The 24,924-nt window shown below is 33.1% G+C and carries 23 protein-coding genes and 1 riboswitch; of the genes, 6 read left to right on the plus strand and 17 right to left on the minus strand.

The window, feature by feature from the left end; all coding sequences use genetic code 11:
* Positions 1–86: 86 nt before the first annotated feature.
* From JQN76_RS00390 to kdpF, 4 genes are read right to left on the minus strand one after another with little or no spacing between them, the layout of a single operon-like run.
* Entirely contained in the window at positions 87–647 is a 561-nt protein-coding gene (locus JQN76_RS00390) for a K(+)-transporting ATPase subunit C (protein WP_001092409.1), read from the minus strand.
* 19 nt (positions 648–666) lie between these two features.
* Entirely contained in the window at positions 667–2,694 is a 2,028-nt protein-coding gene (gene kdpB / locus JQN76_RS00395) for a potassium-transporting ATPase subunit KdpB (RefSeq protein WP_000546597.1), read from the minus strand.
* Between the two features lie 18 nt (positions 2,695–2,712).
* The gene (kdpA, locus tag JQN76_RS00400) at positions 2,713–4,389 is read right to left on the minus strand and encodes a potassium-transporting ATPase subunit KdpA (RefSeq protein ID WP_000402660.1); all 1,677 of its coding nucleotides are present in this window, start codon (positions 4,387–4,389) and stop codon (positions 2,713–2,715) included.
* 23 nt (positions 4,390–4,412) lie between these two features.
* Positions 4,413–4,523, minus strand: coding sequence for a K(+)-transporting ATPase subunit F (gene kdpF / locus JQN76_RS00405; protein WP_001789641.1), 111 nt, complete (start codon positions 4,521–4,523; stop codon positions 4,413–4,415).
* A gap of 137 nt (positions 4,524–4,660) precedes the next feature.
* On the opposite strand from kdpF, the gene JQN76_RS00410 reads away from it, so the two are divergent.
* Both JQN76_RS00410 and JQN76_RS00415 read left to right on the plus strand, forming a co-directional pair.
* Positions 4,661–7,318 (plus strand): sensor histidine kinase, encoded by a 2,658-nt coding sequence (locus JQN76_RS00410; RefSeq protein ID WP_000072288.1) that lies wholly within the window; start codon positions 4,661–4,663, stop codon positions 7,316–7,318.
* A complete protein-coding gene (locus JQN76_RS00415) occupies positions 7,318–8,013 on the plus strand; it encodes a response regulator transcription factor (protein WP_001190842.1) in 696 nt (231 codons plus the stop codon). The genes JQN76_RS00410 and JQN76_RS00415 overlap by 1 nt, the downstream gene beginning before the upstream one ends.
* Positions 8,014–8,378: 365 nt before the next feature.
* Here the strand turns inward: JQN76_RS00415 and cshA are convergent, their stop codons facing one another.
* The 3 genes from cshA to JQN76_RS00430 form a co-directional block, all read right to left on the minus strand.
* Positions 8,379–9,899 carry a degradosome RNA helicase CshA gene (cshA, locus tag JQN76_RS00420; protein ID WP_001178942.1) on the minus strand — a complete coding sequence of 507 codons (1,521 nt, stop codon included), beginning with the start codon at positions 9,897–9,899 and terminating at the stop codon, positions 8,379–8,381.
* A gap of 516 nt (positions 9,900–10,415) precedes the next feature.
* Entirely contained in the window at positions 10,416–11,774 is a 1,359-nt protein-coding gene (locus tag JQN76_RS00425; RefSeq protein ID WP_000611471.1) for a UDP-N-acetylmuramoyl-tripeptide--D-alanyl-D-alanine ligase, read from the minus strand.
* Between the two features lie 14 nt (positions 11,775–11,788).
* On the minus strand, positions 11,789–12,859 hold the full coding sequence (locus JQN76_RS00430; RefSeq protein WP_000159631.1) for a D-alanine--D-alanine ligase: 1,071 nt from the start codon (positions 12,857–12,859) through the stop codon (positions 11,789–11,791).
* A 317-nt stretch (positions 12,860–13,176) separates the two neighbouring features.
* Here JQN76_RS00430 and JQN76_RS00435 point away from each other — a divergent pair, with 317 nt between their 5' ends.
* Complete coding sequence (locus tag JQN76_RS00435) at positions 13,177–14,379, plus strand: FtsW/RodA/SpoVE family cell cycle protein (RefSeq protein WP_001836940.1); 1,203 nt, start codon at positions 13,177–13,179, stop codon at positions 14,377–14,379.
* A gap of 263 nt (positions 14,380–14,642) precedes the next feature.
* On the opposite strand, the gene JQN76_RS00440 is transcribed toward JQN76_RS00435, so the two are convergent.
* The 3 genes from JQN76_RS00440 to csoR form a co-directional block, all read right to left on the minus strand.
* On the minus strand, positions 14,643–14,780 hold the full coding sequence (locus tag JQN76_RS00440) for an Lmo0850 family protein (protein WP_000828354.1): 138 nt from the start codon (positions 14,778–14,780) through the stop codon (positions 14,643–14,645).
* A gap of 127 nt (positions 14,781–14,907) precedes the next feature.
* Positions 14,908–15,117 (minus strand): putative copper chaperone CsoZ, encoded by a 210-nt coding sequence (csoZ, locus tag JQN76_RS00445; protein WP_000581792.1) that lies wholly within the window; start codon positions 15,115–15,117, stop codon positions 14,908–14,910.
* A gap of 11 nt (positions 15,118–15,128) precedes the next feature.
* Positions 15,129–15,422 (minus strand): copper-sensing transcriptional repressor CsoR, encoded by a 294-nt coding sequence (gene csoR, locus JQN76_RS00450; protein WP_000138932.1) that lies wholly within the window; start codon positions 15,420–15,422, stop codon positions 15,129–15,131.
* 165 nt (positions 15,423–15,587) lie between these two features.
* Between csoR and cls the strand changes: the two genes are divergently transcribed.
* Both cls and JQN76_RS00460 read left to right on the plus strand, forming a co-directional pair.
* Positions 15,588–17,072 carry a cardiolipin synthase gene (gene cls, locus JQN76_RS00455; protein ID WP_000571549.1) on the plus strand — a complete coding sequence of 495 codons (1,485 nt, stop codon included), beginning with the start codon at positions 15,588–15,590 and terminating at the stop codon, positions 17,070–17,072.
* A gap of 27 nt (positions 17,073–17,099) precedes the next feature.
* The gene (locus JQN76_RS00460; RefSeq protein ID WP_001187630.1) at positions 17,100–17,747 is read left to right on the plus strand and encodes an HD domain-containing protein; all 648 of its coding nucleotides are present in this window, start codon (positions 17,100–17,102) and stop codon (positions 17,745–17,747) included.
* A gap of 604 nt (positions 17,748–18,351) precedes the next feature.
* On the opposite strand, the gene yidC is transcribed toward JQN76_RS00460, so the two are convergent.
* The 7 genes from yidC to JQN76_RS00495 form a co-directional block, all read right to left on the minus strand.
* Positions 18,352–19,224, minus strand: coding sequence for a membrane protein insertase YidC (gene yidC / locus JQN76_RS00465; protein WP_000725802.1), 873 nt, complete (start codon positions 19,222–19,224; stop codon positions 18,352–18,354).
* Between the two features lie 85 nt (positions 19,225–19,309).
* Positions 19,310–19,951 (minus strand): thiamine phosphate synthase, encoded by a 642-nt coding sequence (gene thiE / locus JQN76_RS00470; protein WP_000483153.1) that lies wholly within the window; start codon positions 19,949–19,951, stop codon positions 19,310–19,312.
* A 1-nt stretch (position 19,952) separates the two neighbouring features.
* A complete protein-coding gene (gene thiM, locus JQN76_RS00475) occupies positions 19,953–20,744 on the minus strand; it encodes a hydroxyethylthiazole kinase (protein WP_001836936.1) in 792 nt (263 codons plus the stop codon).
* Complete coding sequence (gene thiD, locus JQN76_RS00480) at positions 20,728–21,558, minus strand: bifunctional hydroxymethylpyrimidine kinase/phosphomethylpyrimidine kinase (RefSeq protein WP_000594942.1); 831 nt, start codon at positions 21,556–21,558, stop codon at positions 20,728–20,730. Before thiD ends, thiM begins: the two co-directional genes overlap by 17 nt.
* Positions 21,551–22,240 carry a thiaminase II gene (tenA, locus tag JQN76_RS00485; protein ID WP_000396074.1) on the minus strand — a complete coding sequence of 230 codons (690 nt, stop codon included), beginning with the start codon at positions 22,238–22,240 and terminating at the stop codon, positions 21,551–21,553. The genes thiD and tenA overlap by 8 nt, the downstream gene beginning before the upstream one ends.
* A gap of 79 nt (positions 22,241–22,319) precedes the next feature.
* Positions 22,320–22,422: riboswitch (TPP riboswitch) on the minus strand.
* A 342-nt stretch (positions 22,423–22,764) separates the two neighbouring features.
* A complete protein-coding gene (gene sceD / locus JQN76_RS00490) occupies positions 22,765–23,460 on the minus strand; it encodes a lytic transglycosylase SceD (RefSeq protein WP_000752001.1) in 696 nt (231 codons plus the stop codon).
* Between the two features lie 388 nt (positions 23,461–23,848).
* On the minus strand, positions 23,849–24,244 hold the full coding sequence (locus JQN76_RS00495) for a single-stranded DNA-binding protein (RefSeq protein ID WP_000932694.1): 396 nt from the start codon (positions 24,242–24,244) through the stop codon (positions 23,849–23,851).
* A gap of 193 nt (positions 24,245–24,437) precedes the next feature.
* Between JQN76_RS00495 and JQN76_RS00500 the strand changes: the two genes are divergently transcribed.
* A complete protein-coding gene (locus JQN76_RS00500; protein WP_000846746.1) occupies positions 24,438–24,878 on the plus strand; it encodes a YwpF-like family protein in 441 nt (146 codons plus the stop codon).
* The last annotated feature ends 46 nt before the right edge of the window (positions 24,879–24,924 follow it).

Consider the following 24,924-nt stretch of genomic DNA (forward strand, 5'->3'; position numbering starts at 1 on the left):
TAAAAATTTAGTTAAGCAGAAAGTGCTTGAATTGTTAAAAAGACACCATGTTATAATTTTATCAACATGATGCCTTTCATCTATATTCAATCTTTCATCTTATCAAGAGCAATATTTAGTTCAAGCACATTCACATAATCATTTGTTAACACACCACGCTGCTTACGATGTTGAATCAAGTCGGCCACTCTTGAAGTAGATATATGACGAGCATCAGCAATACGAGGTGCTTGCTTCAATGCATTTTCAACCGTAATATGCGGATCTAAGCCCGACCCAGAACTTGTTGCAGCATCTATTGTTACATTTGAATTCCCAAATTTAACATGATGTTTCATGCGTGCTATTAATTCGGTGTTTCCATTCGATTCATTACTTCCACCTGATGATACGCCGTTTTTATATAATTTTTCAGGATTCATATTATAATCAACTGCACTCGGTCTCCCGTGAAAATATCGTGTCTCTGTCCAGTGCTGTCCAATCAATTTTGATCCAACTATACGATTGTCATACGTAATTAAACTGCCATTTGCTTGTTGATAAAAAAATATTTGACCAATTAACGTGATAGCTAACGGGAATAAAAATCCACATAATACCATAGTTATTATCGTTAAACAAATACTATTTCTTATCGTATTCATGGTACAGGCTCCTTCCTCTTTACACAAAAAATTGTACAATCATATCTATTAATTTAATGCCTAAAAACGGGACGATTAATCCACCTAATCCATAAATCAACATATTATTTATAAAGATTCTATCAATGCTGTAACCCTTTACTTTTACACCTTTCATGGCAATTGGAATTAAGGCAACAATGATTAATGCATTGAATATCAAAGCTGATATAATTGCAGATTTAGGTGACGATAAATGCATAATATTTAGTGAAGTCATTTCTGGAATTGTTGACATCATTAGTGCAGGTAAAATTGCAAAGTATTTTGCTACGTCATTAGCCAAACTAAATGTCGTTAATGCACCTCTCGTCATTAATAATTGTTTGCCTATTTTTACAACCTCTATTAACTTTGTAGGATTCGAATCTAAATCAATTAGATTAGCTGCCTCTTTAGCACTAATTGTCCCTGAGTTCATTGCTAATCCTATATTCGCTTGTGCTAGCGCAGGTGCATCATTTGTACCATCTCCTGTCATCGCAACAATATGGCCTTTCGCTTGTTCATCTTTGATGACTTTAATTTTATCTTCGGGTTTACACTCTGCAACAAATCTATCAACCCCGGCTTCTTTTGCAATTGTAGCTGCTGTTAAAGCATTATCACCTGTACACATAACTGTTTCAATCCCCATTTTTCTCAATTCAGTAAATCGTTCTACAAGACCATCTTTAATCACATCTTTTAAATAAATCACGCCAAGCATGACATTGTTTTCAATGACTATTAATGGTGTGCCACCTTTACTCGATACATCCATACAGAGAGACTCAATGTTAAGAGGAATATTGCCTTGTTGTTGTTTGACAAGATTTATCATACTATTAGGTGCACCTTTGAATACCGATATTTCATTTGTAATGATTCCGCTCATTCTAGTTTCAGCTGTAAAAGGCTTATATGTGCCATCAATGTCTTTAGGCAGCTCATTTATATACATCTGCTTCGCTAATCGTACAATACTTTTTCCTTCTGGCGTATCATCGTAGATTGATGACATATAAGCAGCGACTATCAATTTTTCCAGCATTTGTTGATTCACTGGTAAAAATTCACTAGCGATTCGATTGCCATAAGTGATTGTGCCTGTCTTGTCTAAAATCATTACATCGACATCTCCACATACTTCTACAGCACGCCCACTTTTCGCTAATACATTGAATTGAGTAACACGATCCATGCCTGCAATACCAATCGCCGATAACAAACCACCGATTGTCGTTGGTATTAAACATACTGTTAACGCAATGAGCATCGCAATAGGTAAAATTAAATGCAGGTAAGATGCTATTGGATATAACGTTACAATAACGACTAAAAATATAATTGTTAACGTTGTTAATAATGTAAAAAGTGCAATTTCATTTGGTGTTTTATTTCTTTCCGCCCCTTCAACTAAGGCAATCATTTTATCTAAAAAAGATGTACCCGCTTCACTCTCAACACGTATTTCTAACCAATCAGATGTTACAAGTGTACCGCCAATGACTCCATCAAAATCGCCACCTGATTCTTTTATCACAGGTGCAGACTCACCAGTAATTGCAGATTCATCAACGGTTGCTAATCCATTTATTACAACGCCATCAGCAGGGATTGTTTCTCCATTTTCTACCCGAATATTTTGTCCGGCTTTTAACTCTGTGGCGTTCACTATCCGATACGCACCATTTTCTTCTATCAATCGAGCAGTTAAATTTGATTGTGCTTGTCTTAAACTATCAGCTTGCGCTTTTCCACGACCTTCAGCAAAGGCTTCTGAAAAATTAGCAAACAATATAGTTATTAATAATATGATAAAAATTGTAATCAAATAACCTCGCGATAGATAACTAGTTCCAAATATGTCAGGAAAACATATTAATATCAACGTTAAAATCATTCCAACCTCAACGACAAACATTATCGGATTTTTTATTAATTGTTTAGGATTCAGCTTATAAAAACTCATTTTCAAAGCTTCTATCACCATTGTTTGATTGAAATATTTATTTACATGATGCATTTTTTCCATCCCTTTACTTTATTTTAAAGTTAAAAATTCACCAATAGGACCAAGTAATAGTACTGGAATAAATGTCAAACCACTTAGTAAAACGATAAATACGATTAGTGATACGCCAAAATAAGGTTTATCAATCGCTATTGTATATTTATCTTGGTGGTATGATTTTTTATTCACTAAACTTGATGCAATCATTAATTGCAAAATAATTGGTATATAACGAGAAAGCAACATAATGATTCCTGTAGAGATATTCCAGAATGTTGTATCATCTTTCAGTCCTTCAAACCCTGATCCATTGTTCGCAGCAGCTGATGTCATTTCATACATAACTTGTGAAATACCATGAAAAGACGGATTCGTTATACTTTCACTTGCTCCAGGAATCATAAAAGCAAGTGCTGAAAATACTAAAATTAAAATTGGGTGTATGAGAAAGACTAAGACAATACATTTCATTTCACGGGCGCCAATTGGCATATTTAAATATTCTGGTGTTTTACCAACCATCAAACTGCATATAAACACCGTCAGTAAGACAAATATCAATAAATTCATGAGTCCTACGCCTTCGCCACCAAATACAACATTTAGCATCATTAATACCATTGGTCCTAATCCACCTATAGGCGTTAAGCTATCATGCATGTTATTAACAGAACCCGTTGTAAATGCCGTCGTAATAACTGTAAATAGTGCTGACAAACCTGCTCCAAACCGTACCTCTTTACCTTCCATATTCGGTCCATAAATGCCTAAATTCGCTAGTATTGGATTACCACGATACTCACTCCACATATTTAATGTAAGAATTGCTATAAAAATGAAAAACATTGCAACAAATAATATCAGCGCATGACGATGTACTCGTTTACCATGTCTACTTAACATGCGACCAAATAAGAACAACATTGACATAGGAAGTAACATCATACTGCCCATTTCTATAAAATTACTCCAAATATTTGGATTTTCAAAAGGTGTTGCAGAATTTCCTGCTAAAAATCCTCCACCATTTGTACCAAGGTGTTTTATTGATTCAAGTGATGCAATAGGTCCAAATGCAATATGTTGAATATGTCCGCTTAAAGTCCGAATCATTAAATTAGCATGCAACGTTTGTGGTACACCTTGAGTCATCAATAAAATACTAATTAAACATGATAATGGTAAAAGCACTCGGACAATAAACCGAACAATATCTTGATAAAAATTACCAATGATATTAGTCAATCCAGTTAAACGTCTCAACATCGCTATAGAAACGGCGTAACCTGATGCACTAGATGTAAACATTAAATATGTCATCACAATCATTTGCGTTAAATATGTCACACCTGATTCACCGTTATAGTGTTGTAAATTACTATTTGTTAAAAAAGATATTGCTGTATTAAACGCTAAATCTATCGATTGGTTTAAATTATGATTTGGATTTAAAAAAAGCCATTGCTGAACTATTAGCAATACAAATGTTATAAACCCCATAAATCCATTAAATGCCAGAAAATGTTTGACATATGTTTTAGCTGACATGTGTTCTAAATCTGTGCCGATAATTTTAAAACACATATTTTCAAATCTAGTAAATATTAAATCTACTCTTGACGATTGCACCAATGCTACGCGATATAGATATCCACTAAAAACATACGTAATCATAACCATCATTGTTAGAAACAAAATTATTTCCATGATAACCCTCACTTAATATATTGCTAAAATTTTTCACTACGAATTAAGGCATAAAATAAATACAAAACTAATGCAATAACTACCAGTAATAAAACGATGAGCATTGCCATAACCTCCTTACAACACAACAACATCGTAACAACTTGTTTATGAGAGAAATATTAATTTTCAAACTTAGTTATTAAGAAATCATTAAGATGTGTATGCAAAAATAAATTTTATAGCATTTAATTGTGAAGAATATTATGATATTGCTATCGAGGTGAAGGTTATGTCAAACACTGAATCGCTAAACATAGGAAAAAAGCGTGGATCTTTAACAATTTACATCGGTTACAGTCCAGGTGTTGGTAAAACATTTGAGATGCTTTCAAATGCCATTGAACTATTTCAAAGTAACGTTGATATTAAAATAGGATATATTGAACCCCATCAACGTGATGAAACAAATGTATTAGCTGAACAATTACCTAAAATCGCAACCAATTTTACTAAACATGGTAGTCATCATTTTCAATATTTAGATGTCGACCGCATAATCGAAGAATCGCCGACAATAGTACTTATCGATGAGTTAGCACATACGAACATTTCTAGAGATCGTCATGAAAAACGATATATGGATATTGAAGAAATTTTAAATCATGGTATCGATGTTCATACTACTTTGAACATTCAACATATTGAAAGTTTAAGTAGTCAAATTGAACTGATGACCGGTGTACATGTTAAAGAACGTGTACCCGACTATTTCATAATGAGCGCCGATGTATTAGAAGTCGTAGATATCTCACCTGAACAATTAATTAAACGCTTAAAAGCTGGCAAGGTATATAAAAAGGATAGGCTAGATGTAGCATTTAGTAATTTCTTTACGTATGCCCACCTAAGCGAACTGCGTACATTGACGTTAAGAACAGTTGCCGACTTGATGAGTGATAAAGAAAAAGTCCGACACAATCATAAAACGTCACTCAAACCTCATATTGCTGTGGCAATTAGTGGGAGCATTTATAATGAAGCAGTAATTAAAGAGGCATTCCATATTGCTCAAAAAGAACATGCGAAATTCACTGCTATTTATATAGATGTATTCGAAAAAAACAGGCAATATAAAGATAGTCAAAAGCAAGTGCATCAACATCTCATGCTTGCAAAATCATTAGGAGCAAAAGTAAAAGTAGTTTATAGCCAAACCGTTGCATTAGGACTAGACGAATGGTGTAAAAATCAAGATGTAACCAAATTAATTATCGGACAACATATTAGAAATAAGTGGCGAGACTTTTTCAATACACCTTTAATTGACCATTTAATGTCCTTTGAACATAGCTATAAAATCGAAATCGTTCCAATCAAACAAATACCTGTTGAATTGAAAATGAATAAATCACCCTATCGTCCTAAAGGCAAACGTTTCGCCATAGATATGTTAAAAATGATTTTGATTCAAATAATTTGTGTAATGATGGGACTGTGGATTTATCAACTTGATAAGCATGAGTCTAGTACGATTATTTTAATGATTTTTCTCATCGGCATCATTTTATTATCCATTTGGACGCGGTCCTACATCATTGGCTTTTTAGCAGCAATTATTAACGTATTTGTTTTTAATTATTTTTTTACGGAACCTAGATATACATTTGAAGTATATCGCTTTGACTATCCTATTACATTTATCGTTAGCATTTTAACAAGTATTTTAACGAGTGCTTTATTAAAACAAATTAAATTCCAATACTCCATTACTAAAAAGCAACTTTATCGTACAGATTTATTATTTCAATTTAATGATTCGATTAAACAAACCTATACAGTTGAAAACTTACTAATAAATGCTGGATACCAAATTAATCAATTATTGCAACAATCAATTACTATATACGTTATCAATCAATCGAAAGTAATTAAAACAATACCATTGCAAAACCATATCGATAATACGACTCAACAGCATGAACAAGCATTAAGCTGGGTAATTAAAAATGAAAGACAAGCTGGTGCAACAACAGATACATTTCCAGGCATTAATAAATGGTTGATACCAATTGGCACATCTCCGATTAAAGGCATTCTAGCCATTGATTACCAAAGTTCTCAAGTGATTAATCCATATGATGCATCAATATTAGAATCAATGTTAAATGAACTTTCTCTCGCCGTTGAAAATGTGACGTTACTTAAACAAACGAGAGAATCCATGTTACAGGCTGAACGTCAACTGACACATTCAAATTTTTTAAGATCAATTTCGCATGACATACGTACACCGTTAACAACAATTATGGGAAATTTAGATATTTTAGTATCACATAGTAAAGATATGTCTATCATAGAAAAGGAACAATTACTTGTGCATAGTTTTCAAGAAAGTCAGTATTTATATCTATTAGTGACAAATATTTTATCATTAACAAAATTACAGTCATCCAATGTTCAGATAAAATTGCAACCTTATCTCGTTAGTGAATTAGTAGAAGAAATCGATATGATTTTAGAACGTCGCCATTTAAAAAAGCGTATAACTGTATCATCCTCAGTAGATTTACAGTTTATACACATTGACAGTAAGTTGATTTTACAAGCTTTATTCAATTTGATTGAAAATGCAGTTAAACACACTTCTACTGACACCAAAATCAATTTATCTATTCGTTATGCTAGCGATGAACAAATCGAATTTGCCGTTATAGACGAAGGACCTGGAATTAGTTTAGAAGAACAACAAAAGATATTCGAGCCTTTTTACACAGGATCAAATAAATATTTTAAAGATAACCAAAAAGAAAGCATGGGACTAGGCTTATATTTAGTACAGACTATCCTACACAAACATCAATCAAACTTACAATATAAACCGAACCAACCACACGGCAGTATATTCTATTTCAATATATATACAGACTTTAATGAAGGAGACGTATAATGCAATCTAAAATATTGATAATTGAAGATGATCACGCAATCACACATTTACTTGATGTTGCATTAACTTTAGATTATTACAATGTAACTACAGCCGACAATGCCACACAAGCACACTTTAAAATTCAAATTGATAAACCAGATGTCATTTTATTAGATTTAGGTTTACCAGATAAAGATGGATTATGTTTGATTTCAGAAATCAGGCAACATACTGACATTCCTATCATTGTAATAAGTGCAAGACAAGAAGAACAAACAATTATTCAAGCTTTAGATAACGGTGCGAATGACTATATGACTAAACCTTTTAATGTTGATGAGCTTCGGGCACGAATACGAGTCATCGAGAGAATCGCTAAGTCACATCAAGAAACTAACATTGTATTTACTAACGGTTTGCTAAGCATCGACTTTGGCTCCAAATCTGTTGTTATTAATAATCAGGAGGTATATTTGACTCCAAATGAATTTAGCTTGTTAGAACTATTGTCAAATCATAAAGGAAAAGTACTCACTTATGAGATGATATTAAAACGAATATATGGCTATGTTAATAAGACTGAAATGCCTAGTTTAAGAGTGCATATGACATCATTAAGACAAAAACTTTCACAATGTCATGAGGACGCAAAAGATATTATTAAAACACATCCACGCATTGGTTATCAAATGTTGCAGTGGAAAGAGAAATAATTAAATAAAAAAGATCGCTGCTATTAAACGAATGATTGGCAGTGATCTTTTTTATATTCAACTTATTATTTATCGCGTACTAGCGTCAGCAAAAAGCCCTATTATTTTTTTACAAGAACATGATACTGAAATTTCATAAAGTTTATTTATGTTCGATTATTCTTAATTTAAAAATAGTTCTTTAAACTATATACTCACCACATTTGGTGGAGAACCATATTTACACAGAATGATATAACCGCATACAGATCTCAATCCAATTAAATATTTAACCTTTAAAACGTTAGTACTTTGATATCTACAGAGAATTATTGAAAACAAAAAAGAGCTCAAGACATTACATCTTTAAGCTCTTAATCTATAAATTATTTTTGATGGTCAGCAAATGTGCGACCTTTCATAGGTCTGCTTCCACCGCTGCTCTTCTCTTTACGGTCGAATTTTTTTGTACTTTTCTTCTTACTTGAGTATCCTTTTGAACGTTTACTCTTACTGTCAAATTTAGGATTACCACGCTTACTATTTCTGTTACGAGAACCGCTTGGTTTACCGTTACGGCCTTTGCGAGATAATGGTTTTTCAAAAGTTAATTGAACTTCAACTTCATCGTTCGCTTCTACTAACTCTTGTAAAAGTGCAGCAACTAAATCAACATCGTTATATTCATTTAACAACTCTGTAGAAATGCGTTTCAAGCGTGATTCTGACTCTTTAGACATCCAGTTTTCAACTTTTTCTTTGATGTCATCTTCACGTGCTTGAAGTACTTCTTTACGATGAGGTGGACGAAGTGCGCTCATTTTTCTACCATTAGCATCTTCAATTTGTCTAATGTAATCCATTTCAATTGGATTTACAAATGTTACCGCGATACCTTCTTTACCAGCACGACCCGTACGACCAATACGGTGTGTATAGCTTTCAGTATCTTGAGGTATATCAAAGTTATAAACATGACTCACACCAGAAATATCTAGTCCTCTTGCTGCTACATCAGTAGCGACTAAAATATTAATTTGGTCATTTTTAAATTTCTTTAATACTTCTAAACGTTTCGCTTGTGTAATATCACCATGTAAGCCTTCAGCTTTATATCCTTTAGAAATCAAAGCACTTGTTAATTCATCAACACGACGTTTTGTACGTCCGAATACGATTGCTAATTCAGGTTGATGAACATCTAGGAAATTTGTAAATGTATCAAATTTCTCTAATTCTTTAACAATTGTATAGAATTCTTCGATTTGTGGATCAGACATTTCATTATTCATTGTCTTAATGATTTTTGGTGATTTCATAAATTGTTGTACTAAAGCTTGGATTGCTTTAGGCATTGTAGCTGAGAACAACATTGTTTGACGTTGTACTGCTGGAATTTTATCCATAATAAATCTCATATCATCGATGAATCCCATATTCATCATTTCATCAGCTTCATCTAAAATCAAAGTATGAATTCCGTCCGTTTTTAATGTGCGACGATTTAAATGGTCGATAACACGCCCAGGTGTTCCGACTACGATTTGTGGGCCTTTTTTCAAGGCTTTAATTTGGCGTTCGATAGGCATACCACCGAATACAGTAACAACTTGGACACCTTGTCCACGGCTAAATTCTCTTAATTGTTCAGCTACCTGCATTGCCAATTCTCTTGTAGGTGCTAAAATCAACGATTGAACCCCTTGTTTCCCTACTACTTTCTCAATTAAAGGAATACCGAATGCTCCTGTTTTACCTGTACCGGTTTGAGCTTGCCCAAGGATATCAATTCCTTGTAACGCATAAGGGATACTGTCTTTTTGGATAGGTGTCGGCTCTTTAAATCCCATTGATTCAAGTGACTGAACCGTATTATCCGAAATCCCTAGTTCTTTAAAATTTTGCAAAATAATTCTCCTTTTTACCTGTTTATTTCTCAATATACTTTTGCATATAAGTTCATTAATATTTCATCAACTTCTATATAGTACCACCAAAAAAATTTAATCGCAATAAAGCAATTTGCGAATATTTATTAGAATCACATTAATTGATTGTCATATTTTTGCCAAAAAGCTAGCATTAGATAAGATGTAAGCGTTACGCATCATTCGAATAATCATTATAAAAAATTTTTTATAAAATACGTATATCGTTAACATTCCACAACAAATTTTACTGAAACACATGTAAAATTAGACATTATAATACAACATCTTTTTGTAAAACATTATATAAACATTCAAACTACTTCCTATATAAAGTGTGTACATAGAATTAACCTTGATTTAGTTTCAAATTTATAGATTTAACATAAAAAGAAAAAGGCAATTTTGTATTTACACACAAAACCACCTCTTCTTTGTAATCTTTTAGTATTAATTCAAATCATTTTTATAAGTAAAAGGTCCCTCGACTAATCTCTATGAAATTAAAGCATTTACAACTTCTTCTAACTTCATACCACGTGATCCTTTAACTAATACACGGTCATGCGCTTTTAAATCGCTTGTTAAAACTTCTATCATATCGTCTTTAGAATTAAAGTGTTGTGCTTTTTCGACATGTTGCTGGCCCGAATCATAAATATACTTCGCTTCATTACCAAACGTATACAACACATCTATATGCTTTTCTTCTAAATAATTACCTACACCGATATGCATTTCTTTGCTATTTTCACCTAATTCTAAAACATCTCCTAAAATTAGAATGCGACGCCCTGTCAAAGTACCCAGTGTATCAATAGCTGCTCTCATACTTGTAGGACTTGCATTATAGGCATCATTTATCACAGTAATATCATTTTCTAATGTATGTTGCTCCATACGCATACCAGTTAAGCTGACATTTTTTAAATTTTGATAGATTGTGTTATATGTCAAACCTAATTCATGACCAACCGCAATGGCAATCGTCGCATTTTTCATATTATGCTTTCCTAATATTGGTAGATCATAATGTTCTTTATTATTAATCGTAAATGAAATACCTGTAGTATCTCTATCATCAACAGAACAAACTAATGCATTATCAGTAGCAACACCGATACTAATACATTTTGCATTTTCAACTTCTTTAACATGCGGTTTCAATAATGGTTCATCGCCATCATATATAAACGTACCATTATCTTTTAGACCTATTGTAATTTCAGATTTAGCTTTAGCAATCCCCTCGCGCGAACCTAAATCTTGCATATGTGACTCACCAATATTAGTTATAACTGCAATATCTGGTTGAGTGAGGTTTGACAGAAATTCAATTTCATGGAAACCTGACATCCCCATCTCCAATATTGATATTTCAGTATCATTATCTAATTCCAAAATAGTTAAAGGTAAACCAATTTCATTATTGTAATTACCTTGCGTTTTCTTAACTTTAAATTCGGTATGCAATACACTTTCAATCATATCTTTAGTCGTTGTTTTACCATTAGACCCTGTGACGGCAATTACTTTAGGATTTACATGTCTCAAGTAAGCTTGTGCCAATTGTTGTAATGCCGTTAATGTGTCTTCAACCCATATAATAGGCCCGCTTACATTTTCATCTATAGGTGTCCCTCTTTGATAAAAAGCAGCTCCAGCACCATCTTGTAATGCTTTAGAGACAAAGCGATGACCGTCAACATTTTCACCTTTAAATGGTATAAATAACATATTTTTAGAAATTGCTCGTGAATCAATTGTGACTCCATTTATCTCTTGATTTAAAAATTGATCTTCAATTTCACATGGAATCCATGATTGAATTTGCTTTAATGTAACATTAATCATAATAACAACCTCAGTTAGTCAATTTTGTATTTATTTTTCTGTTTATCCTGGTGACGTTCTTTAGCAAGCTCGATAAGTTTTGTAATCAATTCTGGATAAGATAAGCCCATATTTTCCCATAACTTTGGATACATACTGAAAGCCGTAAATCCAGGCATTGCATTTGTTTCATTAATATATATTTGGTTGTCTTCTGTTACAAAGAAATCAGCACGGACTAAACCAGAACAATCTGTCGCTTTGAATGCCTCTAATGCCATATTTCTAAGCGTTAATTGAACATCTTCGTCTAAGTCAGCTGGAATTTGTAATTGAACCTTACCATCTTTATATTTTGATTTGTAATCGTAAAACGCGACATCTTTTACGACTTCACCTGGCCATGTCGCTTCAGGATAGTCATTTCCTAAAACTGCTACTTCAATTTCACGTGCGTTAACGCCTTGTTCTATAACAAGCTTACGGTCAAATTGGAATGCTTCTTTAATACCTTCTTTAAGTTCCGCTTCATTATTACATTTACTGATACCTACACTTGACCCTAAGTTAGCAGGTTTAACAAAGACTGGGTAATTTAATTTATCATTTACTAATTTTAAAATGTTATGTTCATATTTTTCATATTCAGAACGTAAGAAACTAATATAAGGTAACTGTGGTAACCCTCGATGTTCAAATAATTGTTTCATTACAAGTTTGTCCATAGAACTTGCAGCTGACAATACACCATTTCCTACATATGGTACATCCAAAACTTCAAAAAGTCCTTGAATCGTGCCATCTTCACCATTAGGACCATGTAATAATGGGAATACTGCATCGTATGGTTGTCCTGAACTACTTTCTTTCAATAGCTGTGAAATCTCAAGCGCCTCTCCATTTTCTAAATGAAGCTCATCAGTAGATTTAATTTCAGCTGTAATATTATTTTGCTTTCTCCAATCACCATCATTGGTAATATAAATGATATCAACATGATATTTGTCTTTATCTATTGCATTTAATACATTTTGTGCTGTCAGAATCGATACTTCGTGTTCTGCACTTTTCCCTCCAAAAACGATACAAATATTTTCTTTTGTCATTTCGTTTTCCTCCAATGATATATCAGGGTTTGCTACCTTAATATAAATTAATATTGATTTAGTCCTATTGTTAATTGATTTATTCGCATCTTTGAATCTTAATAGTATCACATTTTAATGCTATTTTGCATTTTAAAAACGAGGCGTTATGTGTCTGTATCTATGTTGATTCATTTATAATCAGAACAATATTCCCCTCTATTTTATTCCTAATTCAAATTGAAATCTATAGCTGATATCACTGTGATATTCTAGCTAATTTTTAAAAAGTCATGTAAAATTGATATAAACATTAGTGAGTATAAAAGGAGTTTGCAATGAATTATTCATCTCGTCAACAGCCGGATAAGCATTGGCTTCGCAAAGTAGACTGGGTATTAGTAGCCACTATAGCTGTTTTAGCAATTTTCAGTGTTCTGCTTATTAACTCGGCAATGGGCGGTGGTCAATACAGTGCTAATTTCGGTATCAGACAAATTTTTTATTACATTTTAGGTGCAATTTTTGCAGGTATCATCATGTTTATTTCACCTAAAAAGATTAAACATTATACATATTTATTGTATTTCTTAATCTGTCTTTTATTAATAGGCTTGCTCGTTATTCCTGAGTCACCTATTACACCTATTATCAATGGTGCCAAAAGTTGGTACACGTTTGGCCCTATCAGTATTCAGCCATCTGAATTCATGAAAATTATTTTAATTTTAGCATTAGCGCGTGTCGTTTCTAGACATAATCAATTCACATTCAATAAATCATTCCAAAGTGATTTGTTATTATTTTTCAAAATACTTGGTGTCTCGTTAGTACCAAGTATTTTAATATTACTGCAAAATGACCTAGGAACTACATTAGTATTAGCTGCTATTATTGCAGGTGTGATGTTAGTAAGTGGTATAACATGGCGTATCTTAGCACCTATCTTTATTACAGGTATTGTTGGTGCAATGACAGTCATTTTAGGTATTCTATATGCACCCGCATTAATTGAAAATTTATTAGGTGTCCAACTGTATCAAATGGGACGAATCAATTCATGGCTTGACCCCTATACATATAGTAGTGGTGATGGCTATCATTTAACTGAATCACTTAAAGCTATCGGTTCTGGACAGTTACTAGGTAAAGGATACAATCACGGTGAAGTTTATATACCTGAAAATCATACTGACTTTATCTTTTCAGTGATTGGGGAGGAACTTGGCTTTATCGGTTCTGTCATATTGATCTTAATATTTTTATTTTTAATCTTCCATCTAATAAGATTAGCTGCGAAAATTGAAGATCAATTTAACAAAATCTTTATCGTTGGTTTCGTCACTTTACTTGTGTTCCATATTTTACAAAATATTGGTATGACAATTCAGTTGTTACCAATCACTGGTATTCCATTACCATTTATTAGTTATGGTGGTAGTGCACTATGGAGTATGATGACTGGAATAGGTATAGTCTTATCAATTTATTATCATGAACCAAAACGATATGTCGATTTATACCATCCAAAAAGTAATTAATTTAAACTATTTTGAGTTTCAAATATCATAACTTTTCAAGATGACGTTATATAGTCTATTTACGTCGTCGATTTAAAATGTCATATATAGGTATTACTCGATAATAACAATCCCTCTTTGAAGTACACATTGTAAAATGTACACTCTAAAGAGGGATTTTGTTATATAGTACTTGCTTTCATTTTAGTAAATCCAGTCAAAAAAGCTATCATCGAATAGTCCGACGATAGCTTTAACGGTGTGTGATTCACAATCACAGTCAATTATTTTAATTCGTGACTTACTTTATTAGATGCTGGCAAAGTATTAATAATGTCTAAACGAGATTTAGTTTTTTTAATATTCACACCTAATGATGACAATAGTTTGACTACATTTTGAATCTTTTCAGGACGTTTCATTATTATCACCTCGTTTGGATCGCTTTCAATATTATCTTACCCTATTCGACATACCTTTACTACATCATTTACAAAATTTTTAATTTATTTTCAAAATTAAAATCTATAGCGCACTCTACATTATACCCTAAAATACAATTTTGTATCCTTCATCATAGATTTCTTTTTCAATACTATTCAAATTTGCTGGTGTCTCATACGATACAGTTACTTGACCATCTATTATATTAATATTCACTTGATGAACACCTATCATATTTGAAATGCGTTCTGTCAATTGACTTACTTGTTCTTCTGTTTCAATTCCCGCTGTGTAAATCGTATTTTGATGTATCATCTTAAACTCCTTTAGTCTTTAATCAATTTTTGAAAAGTCACTAATAACTCTTCCATTGCCTCTTCCTGAGCACCTTGATTAACTTTATTCATAATACAACTTTTCATATGTTGTTCTAATAACTTTATCGCAACACTGTTTAACGCCGAACGTGTCGCTCTTATTTGCGTAAGGACATCATCACAATAGACATCTTCTTCAATCATGCGATTAATCGCTCTCACTTGTCCTTCAATTCGATTTAAACGTGATTTAAGATTCGTTTTTATTTGTTCAGAATGATGTGCATTATCTTGTTCAGTCATAGCATTCACTCCTTCATTTACATTCCTTACTATACTATATCCCATAAAACACAACGTCAACACAAAGTGTGTTTTTCAAACTAAATTGTCATGATATTTAAATTGCTTCATGATACAATTAATAAGATATACTACTCGTTTAAGATTTTCGATGGGAGGTTTCAAATGATAGAGTTATTATCCATTGCACTCAAGCATTCTAATATTATTTTAAATTCAATATTTATTGGTGCATTTATTTTAAACTTATTATTCGCCTTTACCATTATTTTCATGGAAAGACGTTCTGCCAATTCTATCTGGGCTTGGTTACTAGTCTTAGTTTTCTTGCCTTTATTCGGCTTCATTTTATACTTACTATTAGGACGACAAATTCAACGTGACCAAATTTTCAAAATTGATAAGGAAGATAAAAAAGGATTAGAGTTAATCGTTGATGAGCAATTAGCTGCTTTAAAAAATGAAAACTTTTCAAATTCCAATTATCAAATTGTAAAATTTAAAGAAATGATTCAAATGTTGTTATATAATAACGCAGCATTTTTAACAACAGACAACGATTTAAAAATATATACAGACGGCCAAGAAAAATTTGATGACCTAATACAAGACATCCGTAATGCTACTGATTATATTCATTTTCAGTACTATATTATTCAAAATGATGAATTAGGTCGTACCATTTTAAATGAACTTGGTAAAAAAGCGGAACAAGGTGTAGAAGTTAAAATCCTTTATGATGACATGGGTTCTCGTGGACTGCGTAAAAAAGGCTTACGCCCATTTCGCAATAAAGGTGGACATGCTGAAGCATTTTTCCCATCAAAATTACCTTTAATTAACTTGCGTATGAACAATCGAAACCATCGAAAAATTGTTGTAATAGATGGGCAAATTGGATATGTTGGTGGTTTTAATGTTGGTGATGAGTACTTAGGTAAATCAAAAAAATTCGGCTATTGGCGAGATACGCATTTACGAATTGTCGGGGACGCAGTGAATGCATTGCAATTACGATTTATTCTAGATTGGAATTCACAAGCCACACGTGACCACATCTCCTATGATGATCGTTATTTCCCAGATGTAAATTCTGGTGGAACAATTGGCGTTCAAATAGCTTCTAGTGGTCCTGACGAAGAATGGGAACAGATTAAATACGGCTATTTGAAAATGATTTCATCTGCTAAAAAATCGATTTATATTCAATCTCCCTATTTCATACCTGATCAAGCCTTTTTAGATTCTATTAAAATTGCGGCATTAGGTGGTGTTGATGTCAATATCATGATTCCTAATAAACCTGACCATCCGTTTGTTTTTTGGGCTACTTTAAAAAATGCAGCATCCTTATTAGATGCCGGTGTTAAAGTATTTCACTACGACAATGGCTTTTTACACTCAAAAACACTTGTTATAGATGATGAAATTGCAAGTGTGGGAACAGCTAATATGGACCATCGCAGTTTCACATTGAATTTCGAAGTCAACGCTTTTATTTATGACCAACAAATTGCCAAAAAATTAAAACAAGCTTTTATAGATGATTTAGCAGTATCTTCTGAATTAACAAAAGCACGTTATGCTAAGCGAAGTCTTTGGATTAAATTTAAAGAAGGTATTTCACAATTATTGTCACCTATCTTATAAAATAGAAATATGAGGAGTGTAACTTTAATGCAACAATCAGACGTCATTAGTGCTGCCAAAAAATATATGGAATCTATTCATCAAAATGATTATACAGGCCATGATATTGCGCATGTATATCGTGTCACTGCTTTAGCTAAATCAATCGCTGAAAATGAAGGTGTTAATGATACTTTAGTCATTGAACTCGCATGTTTGCTTCATGATACCGTTGACGAAAAAGTTGTAGATGCTAACAAACAATATGTTGAATTGAAGTCATTTTTATCTTCTTTATCACTATCAACCGAAGATCAAGAGCACATTTTATTTATTATTAATAATATGAGCTATCGCAATGGCAAAAATGATCATGTCACTTTATCTTTAGAAGGTCAAATTGTCAGGGATGCAGATCGTCTTGATGCTATAGGCGCTATAGGTGTTGCACGAACATTTCAATTTGCAGGACACTTTGGTGAACCTATGTGGACAGAACATATGTCACTAGATAAGATTAATGATGATTTAGTTGAACAGTTGCCACCATCTGCAATTAAACATTTCTTTGAAAAATTACTTAAGTTAGAATCTTTAATGCATACAGATACGGCGAAGATGATTGCTAAAGAACGTCACGACTTTATGATGATGTACTTGAAACAGTTTTTTACGGAATGGAATTATCACGACTAGACATTGAAGTTGTAGTATGATGATGCGATGTAATGGCGTGTTGTTGTGGAAGCTTGGTGTCATGCCATGTTACTTTGTGTGGGAGCTTGGTGTTGATGCCATGCTACTTTGATGTGCTGGTGCTACGATGCGACTTGATGTAGTGCTATGATGTGGCGTTGCGGTGTTATGGTATTATAGCCAGGTTTGGTGTTGGTGTCATGCCGTTACGATTCTATGATATGTTGTTGGGACGTTGCAATGTGTATTATGCCGTTGTGACGTTATTATTTCACACTGTTACATGTATTAGTGAATTGCTGTGGAAATTTGCGACATATACTGCTACACTGATGAATCATTGTGTCAAGATGACATTGCGATGAAGAATGACAACTCTGTTATTAACCACTTTTTACATACTGAAAACTCGTTAATATTATTTCAAATAAAAACAGCAGTAGGATGACTTTCACATTTGAAATCATCTTACTGCTGTTTCTATTTATCACATATTGTATAATGTGACACTAAGTTTCGCTATTGAAGCGAAAAATAATGTGCGCCCTATAAAGTTAAAATTATCTTCAACTTTTAGGGTGCACATTATTTGGACTTGCTAAGGTTATTTCTTTTTCTTTTTAGACACTACTTGTGTGTTTTTGCCTTTTTTATTGCTGCCGCCGTTGTGCTCTCTTTCATACGCTTCAATGAAAGGTTGTACTTCTTTTTTAGCGACTTTTTCATAATAAATGTTCGCAAAGTGTGTTTGAACTACAAGGAACGCCGCACTGACTGACCAGTACAAACCAAGTGCTGATGCTGAGCTTAATGAAATCCAGATAATCATAATTGGTGAAATGACCATCATCATGTAACCCATTTGACGTTGTTCGTCTGGCATCGTTTTACTTGATACATATGCTTGGATAAAGTATAAAACACCGGCAATAATTGTAATCCAAATATCAGGACGTCCTAAATCGAACCATAAGAAGTGTGGATATTTAAACAAACCATCTACAAGTTGGTCTTTAAGTACAAAGTATAATCCCATGATGATTGGCAATTGGATTAGCATTGGTAAACAACCCAACATACTCTTAATCGGGTTCATGTCATACTTTTTATATACTTGCATTAATTCTTGGTTTGCAGCCATTTTTTCTTCTTGTGTACGCGCACGTTTCACTTTTTCTTGAATTTTTTCAACTTCTGGCTTTGCAACTTTCATTTTTTGACGCATCATATGACTATTTTTATAGTTTGACAACATGAATGGTAATAAAATAATACGAATTACCAATACAAGGATAATAATAGCTAAACCATAATTGTCGTTTAATAAGTTATTTCCCAACCAATCCAATACATTTTTCATTGGATCTACGAATGTATTGTAGAAAAACCCACTACGTTTTTCAGGTTTAGAATAGTCACAACCAGCCAAAAAGACCATAATACCTAAAAATAATGGTAGTAACGCTTTTTTCTTCATTTTTCCACCTCTATCATTATATTCACATAGGATTTATTCTATCACATTAATGAGTACGTATGAAACAATAAGTGGAAAAATTTAACTAATTATTAAAAAAATCTTTGAATCGATTAACAGTCTTTTCAATATTTTCACTTTTAGAAATGGCTGAAATGACTGAAATTCCATTGGCACCTGCTTCTACAATCGGCGCCACATTATTAGTATTGATACCGCCAATAGCTACAATCGGTAGTTGCGGATTCATTTCTTTAAACGTTGCAATCATTTCTGGACCTACTGGTATATGCGCGTCATGCTTCGACGGCGTAGGATAGATTGGTCCAACACCTATATAATCAACATGAGTTAAATCAGATTTTGCATACTCATCTAAATCACTAATACTAAGTCCAATAATTTTATCAGTGAAATATTGTGCTATCTCTTTGACTTTCGCATCATCTTGACCGACATGTATACCATCCGCGTTAATTTCTTTTGCCAAGGATACATCATCATTAACGATAAAAGGCACATCATATTGATGACAGAGATGCTGTAATTCTTTAGCTAATACAAGTTTATCGTTTCCTTTTAAAGCTGATTCACCCTTTTCTCGAAATTGGAAAAGTGTAATCCCTGCCTTTAATGCTGCTTCTAATACTTCATGAATAGTTCGATGACTCGGAACATCGGAGGTCCCACAAATAAAATACACATTTAGATACGATTGGTTAAACATATTATTCCACCTCTTGAATACGAATCCGTTGTTGATAGGTTGTTTCATTTAAATGATATAACGTATCAAGCAACAATGGTGAAAACGTACCAGGACCACCACAATTTTCATTTTCAGCAGCTACCTCAGCAGCAATATTAAATACGCTTACCGCTTCAATTAACGCTTCTATGTCTGGTTCTGTTTCTCTAAATAAAAATCCAGCAATAACGCCTCCTAATAAACAACCAGCTCCAGTTACTCGTGCTAATAATGGAGATCCATTAGCTAATACGATGGCTTTATTATCTTGAACAATAACGTCCTCTTTACCTGTGATTACTATTGCAGTTTTATATGTTGCGTAAGCCTTTTTCGCTATTGTAACCGCATCAAGATTAGCATCACTATCTGTACCTTTCATAGTTGCTGTATCATCAATCAACGCTAATATTTCAGATGCATTGCCTTTAATTACTGATACTTTCGCTGATTTCAATAATAATTTACAAAATTGCTTTCGATATGTAGAAGCACCAACAGCTACAGGGTCAAATACAATAGGTAAGCCTGCCTCATTTGCCGTTTGAGCAATCGCAATAATATCTTGTTCATTTTCTGCTGTTAAAGTACCGATATTGATTAATAGCGCTTGTGCAACTTTGTAAAATTCTTCAGCTTCTTCGGGAGCTTCACTTATTGCAGGGCTAGCACCAATACTTAATAAACCATTCGCTGTAAAATTTTTAACTACATCGTTTGTATAACCAATTGTTAATGGGTTTTCAATACGTATTTTATTTAGATAATTCATCGTCTAATCCCTCTTTCTTTAAATATGCAAAATGATTCACTGGACCTCTACCACGGCCGATTTCAGGCGTATATTGTATACTCATTGAAATAAACTTTTTAGCCTTGTGTACAGCCTCAAATAATGGTCTACCTTTTGCAAGTTCTGCCGTTATAACTGCTGAAAATGTACACCCTGTTCCATGCGTATGTTTTGTTTTAAATCGTTCATTTTCAAATGTTTGAACACCTTCGTTAGTAAATAAATAATCTTTTGCTATATCAGTATCATTTGAATGGCCGCCTTTAATGATGACACCTTTACTACCAATCTCATTAATAAAGATGCGGCCAGCCTGCATAATTTTTTCTTCACTATCAATGGTTAGTCCCGTTATTTCTTCAGCTTCTGGTAAATTCGGTGTTACTACATCAGCTAATGGCAATAACGTATGCTGCAAGTTTTGCTTTGTGTCATTATCCATTAATGAATCACCGCTTTTCGCCAACATAACAGGATCAATTACATACGGAATAGATTCATGTTGCATTAAATAATGACGAATCGTTTCCATAGTATCTGCTGTAGCAATCATCCCCGTTTTAATAGCATGCGGTAAGGTATCGTTGAAGACACTATCAAGTTGTTCATCTATCCATTGATGATTTAAATTATGAATATGTTGTACGCCCAATGTATTTTGAGCAACAATACTTGTAACGACGCCCATACCATATACACCACATGAATGAAATGATTTTAAATCAGCCATTACGCCGGCACCACCTGTTGGATCAGTACCTGCAATGGTTAATGCTATTTTAGGTTTAATCATTTACTTTTCCTCCAAATTCCCATTGTTCTAGTGTCATAGCCATATTGAAAAATCGACGCTCATGTATGCAACTTTCTAAAAATACTTGCTTTACTTGTTCCAATTCCTTGTCAGACATTGATTCGGCTAATTTATTCATTAATGCCTCAAATACGTTAATTATGTCATCCATTTCAGTACTATAAAAATCAAACCATTTTGCCGTATCTTTTTCTCTATTAAGCTTATGATCACTTTGAGAGCGCTTAGCTATTTCTGCATAAATATATGGACAAGGTGCCATTGCAGCAATTGTATAAATAGCATTTTCACGACTATGCGCTTGGAAATACATGTGCTTAATGTAATGGTCGCCACTTGGTGGCCAAACTTTAGTTTTAATAATTTCTTCATAAGGTTCACCAACAATTTGTGCTAAAATATCATGCGCTAACACTTCACCTTCTACCATAAAATCAATTTGCTCTATCAAAAATTTTACGTCATTCATGCTATTCATTTTTGGAATTAGCAATGCATATAAGTTTGTAAATTCTTTTAAATACGCAGCATCAGCTTTTAAGTAATGGCGTAATGCGTCAGCTCCTATATCTCCGGATAACATCTTCTGAATAAAATCATCTTCATAAATATCATTAATGATTGGCTTTGCAGCTTGGTACAATTTTTGTGAAAATTCCATTGTTAAAAATCCTCCCTAAATAAAAAAACTACTTCCAACATGAAAGTAGTTTGATGGCAATGTTGCTATACTAGCCCCATCACTTCAATAACTACTTTCCTACGTTGGTACTAACCAAATCAGGTCATAAGGGTCTGAACAATTCATCTCAGCCATATCATAAGGCTCCCCTAGTAGTTCCTTAGTATTCAATTGCAAATTAATCTTAGCAAACGGTTTCAACATTTTCAATTATTGTTGCTCAGTTGGGAGTGGGACAGAAATGATATTTTCGCAAAATTTATTTCGTCGTCCCACCCCGGCAAGGTTGACTAGAATTGAAAAAAGCTTGTTACAAGCGCATTTTCGTTCAGTCAACTACTGCCAATATAACTTCGTAGAGCATAGAACATTGATTTATGTCCCAGCCTGTATAATGACATATATTTGCGAAATAAAAAAGACCGGAACATATCGAGAATTCCCCGATATATTCCAATCTAAAAGTTACTTATATAACTATTGATTAGCTATGCATAAATGGCTTATGCAGTAACCCAATGTCCAGCGCCACCAGTGTTATATAATTTTACTGCTGCGGCATCTTGAACACTTTCAGGAGCATTTGCTGGTGATACACCTTTATATTTAGCAGGTGCTACTGAATCCCAAGTTGATTGTAAGAATTGATACTTACCAGCTGCACCTGATGTTGGATTTACAGCATGAATATTGCCACCTGATTCACGTTGAGCAATTTGTTTTAGATGAGCATTCACATTTACTGATGAACCTTCTGATGCTTTTGATTCAGTTGGTGTTGCAGTAACTTGTGAATTGTTTGATGTTGATGCTTGTGGTTGTTGAGTTTGAGCATTTTGTGGTGCTTCAACTTCTTGTGATTGTACTTGATTTGCTTGAACAGCTGATGGTGCAACATTATTAGTTGCAGGTGCTTGTGCACTCATGTCTGCTCCATTAGCACCTGTTGCATGGTAATTCCAAGCAAAGTGTGTACCATCTGATTCAAAGTGATAAGTAAACCCTTCATAGTCAAATGTATAATTATAAGCCCCAGCTTCAATTGGTTTTTGATTTAATGTTTGATCATTTGATTGCGCCATTTGCGCTAAAGATGCTTTATTTAAGTCCGCTTCACTTGCATGGGCTTCGTGACCTGCATTTCCTGCTACGATTCCTAAACCTACTGCTAATGATGATGCGAGTAATGTTTTCTTCATAATCTTAAAATCCTCCTACAAGTAATTTGTTTCTCTAAAAGTTTTACAGAGACTACTGTAACATCTGTAAAATCCGTGCAGGTTACAACAAAATAAAAAAATAGCCTTGTTTTTTACACAGTGATTACAACGAAATCCCCCATAATTTCAGATATGATTCTATCGAGAATTGTCATGACAGTAAAAATGTTTTTTATTTGCAATTTTTTATGTAATCGTTTTGCAATCTATGTCTATTTTCTATTAGAAAAACTACACAAAAAGACGACCTACACAACAGTACTAGTCATGTAAGTCGTTTTTAAGTGAGTATATTTCAAGTTAATTAGATCTATAAAAAATTTAGGATGGATTAAATGTATATTAAGGATGTTTAGGATAATTGGATTTAAATTTCTAATAAGTCATGATTATCTATATTTTGAGAGTCAATATCTAAAATACTATCTGAGAGAATTTCATTATTTTGGGATTTAGGGGACATAAATTTTATTGTTTCAACATATAATTCAGTGACAAAGTGTGTTTGTCCGTCTTTATCATACTTTCTTGATCTCATTTGACCAGTTATACCAACCAATGTACCTTGATTAGTATATTTTTCTATATTAGAAGCTAACTTGCCAAATGCTTTACAGAATAAGTAATCACAGACGATTTCTCCATTTTCATCTTTATAATTTCGGTGCGTTGCAACACAAAACGTTGCAATTTTTCTATCCTCCTTTTCAAATATTTGTGCGTCTTTCGTCAGTCTCCCGACAATTACGATTTTATTTAGCATGTAGTGTGTGATTCACCTCCTATGCCTATATCTTAATTACTAGCTTAAAAATGGTCAAAATGGCAAATTTTATATAATTAATAGCTATAGCATCTCGTTATTTGTTATATTTAAAGAAATTAGTCATGAAATGACCTTAAATCTTCTAAATAATTCAAAAATCATAAATATTAAACTAATGGGATGTGGGAATATGAAAACTTTTAAAGCAGTAAGGTTTCAAATTGTGAATGAACACGGCAGAATTATAGAATATGAATTAGAAGATGGCGTAATAATTAATAAAGAGGAAAGTGGCACGGGTTGGTTGCTTGAAATTGTCATTTCTAATGAGCATTATGAAACATTTAAGGAATATCAAGACAATGAACAGTTATTGGATATTCGTGTCGTCATCACGCGTCCAGCCAATGATCCAGCTTTATTTGAATCTACTGTGAAAAGTATTAAAAATTTTAAAACAACAATGTCTATCGTATTTGAATGTCATATTTACACTTTACGTCAACAGTATGCTGAAAGTTTATTAGAACAACTTATTGATGATGGATTATCTGGTGAAGAATTAAAAAAATCATTTAATCGAATGATGCAGTCTAAACCAAAGTTAAAGGATGAAAAATTAGAAGAGTAAAATAAAGGTTCTCCACCAAATGTGGTGGGTATATAATTTAAAGAAC

Source organism: Staphylococcus sp. SM3655 (assembly GCF_016917315.1).
Lineage (GTDB): Bacteria > Bacillota > Bacilli > Staphylococcales > Staphylococcaceae > Staphylococcus > Staphylococcus aureus.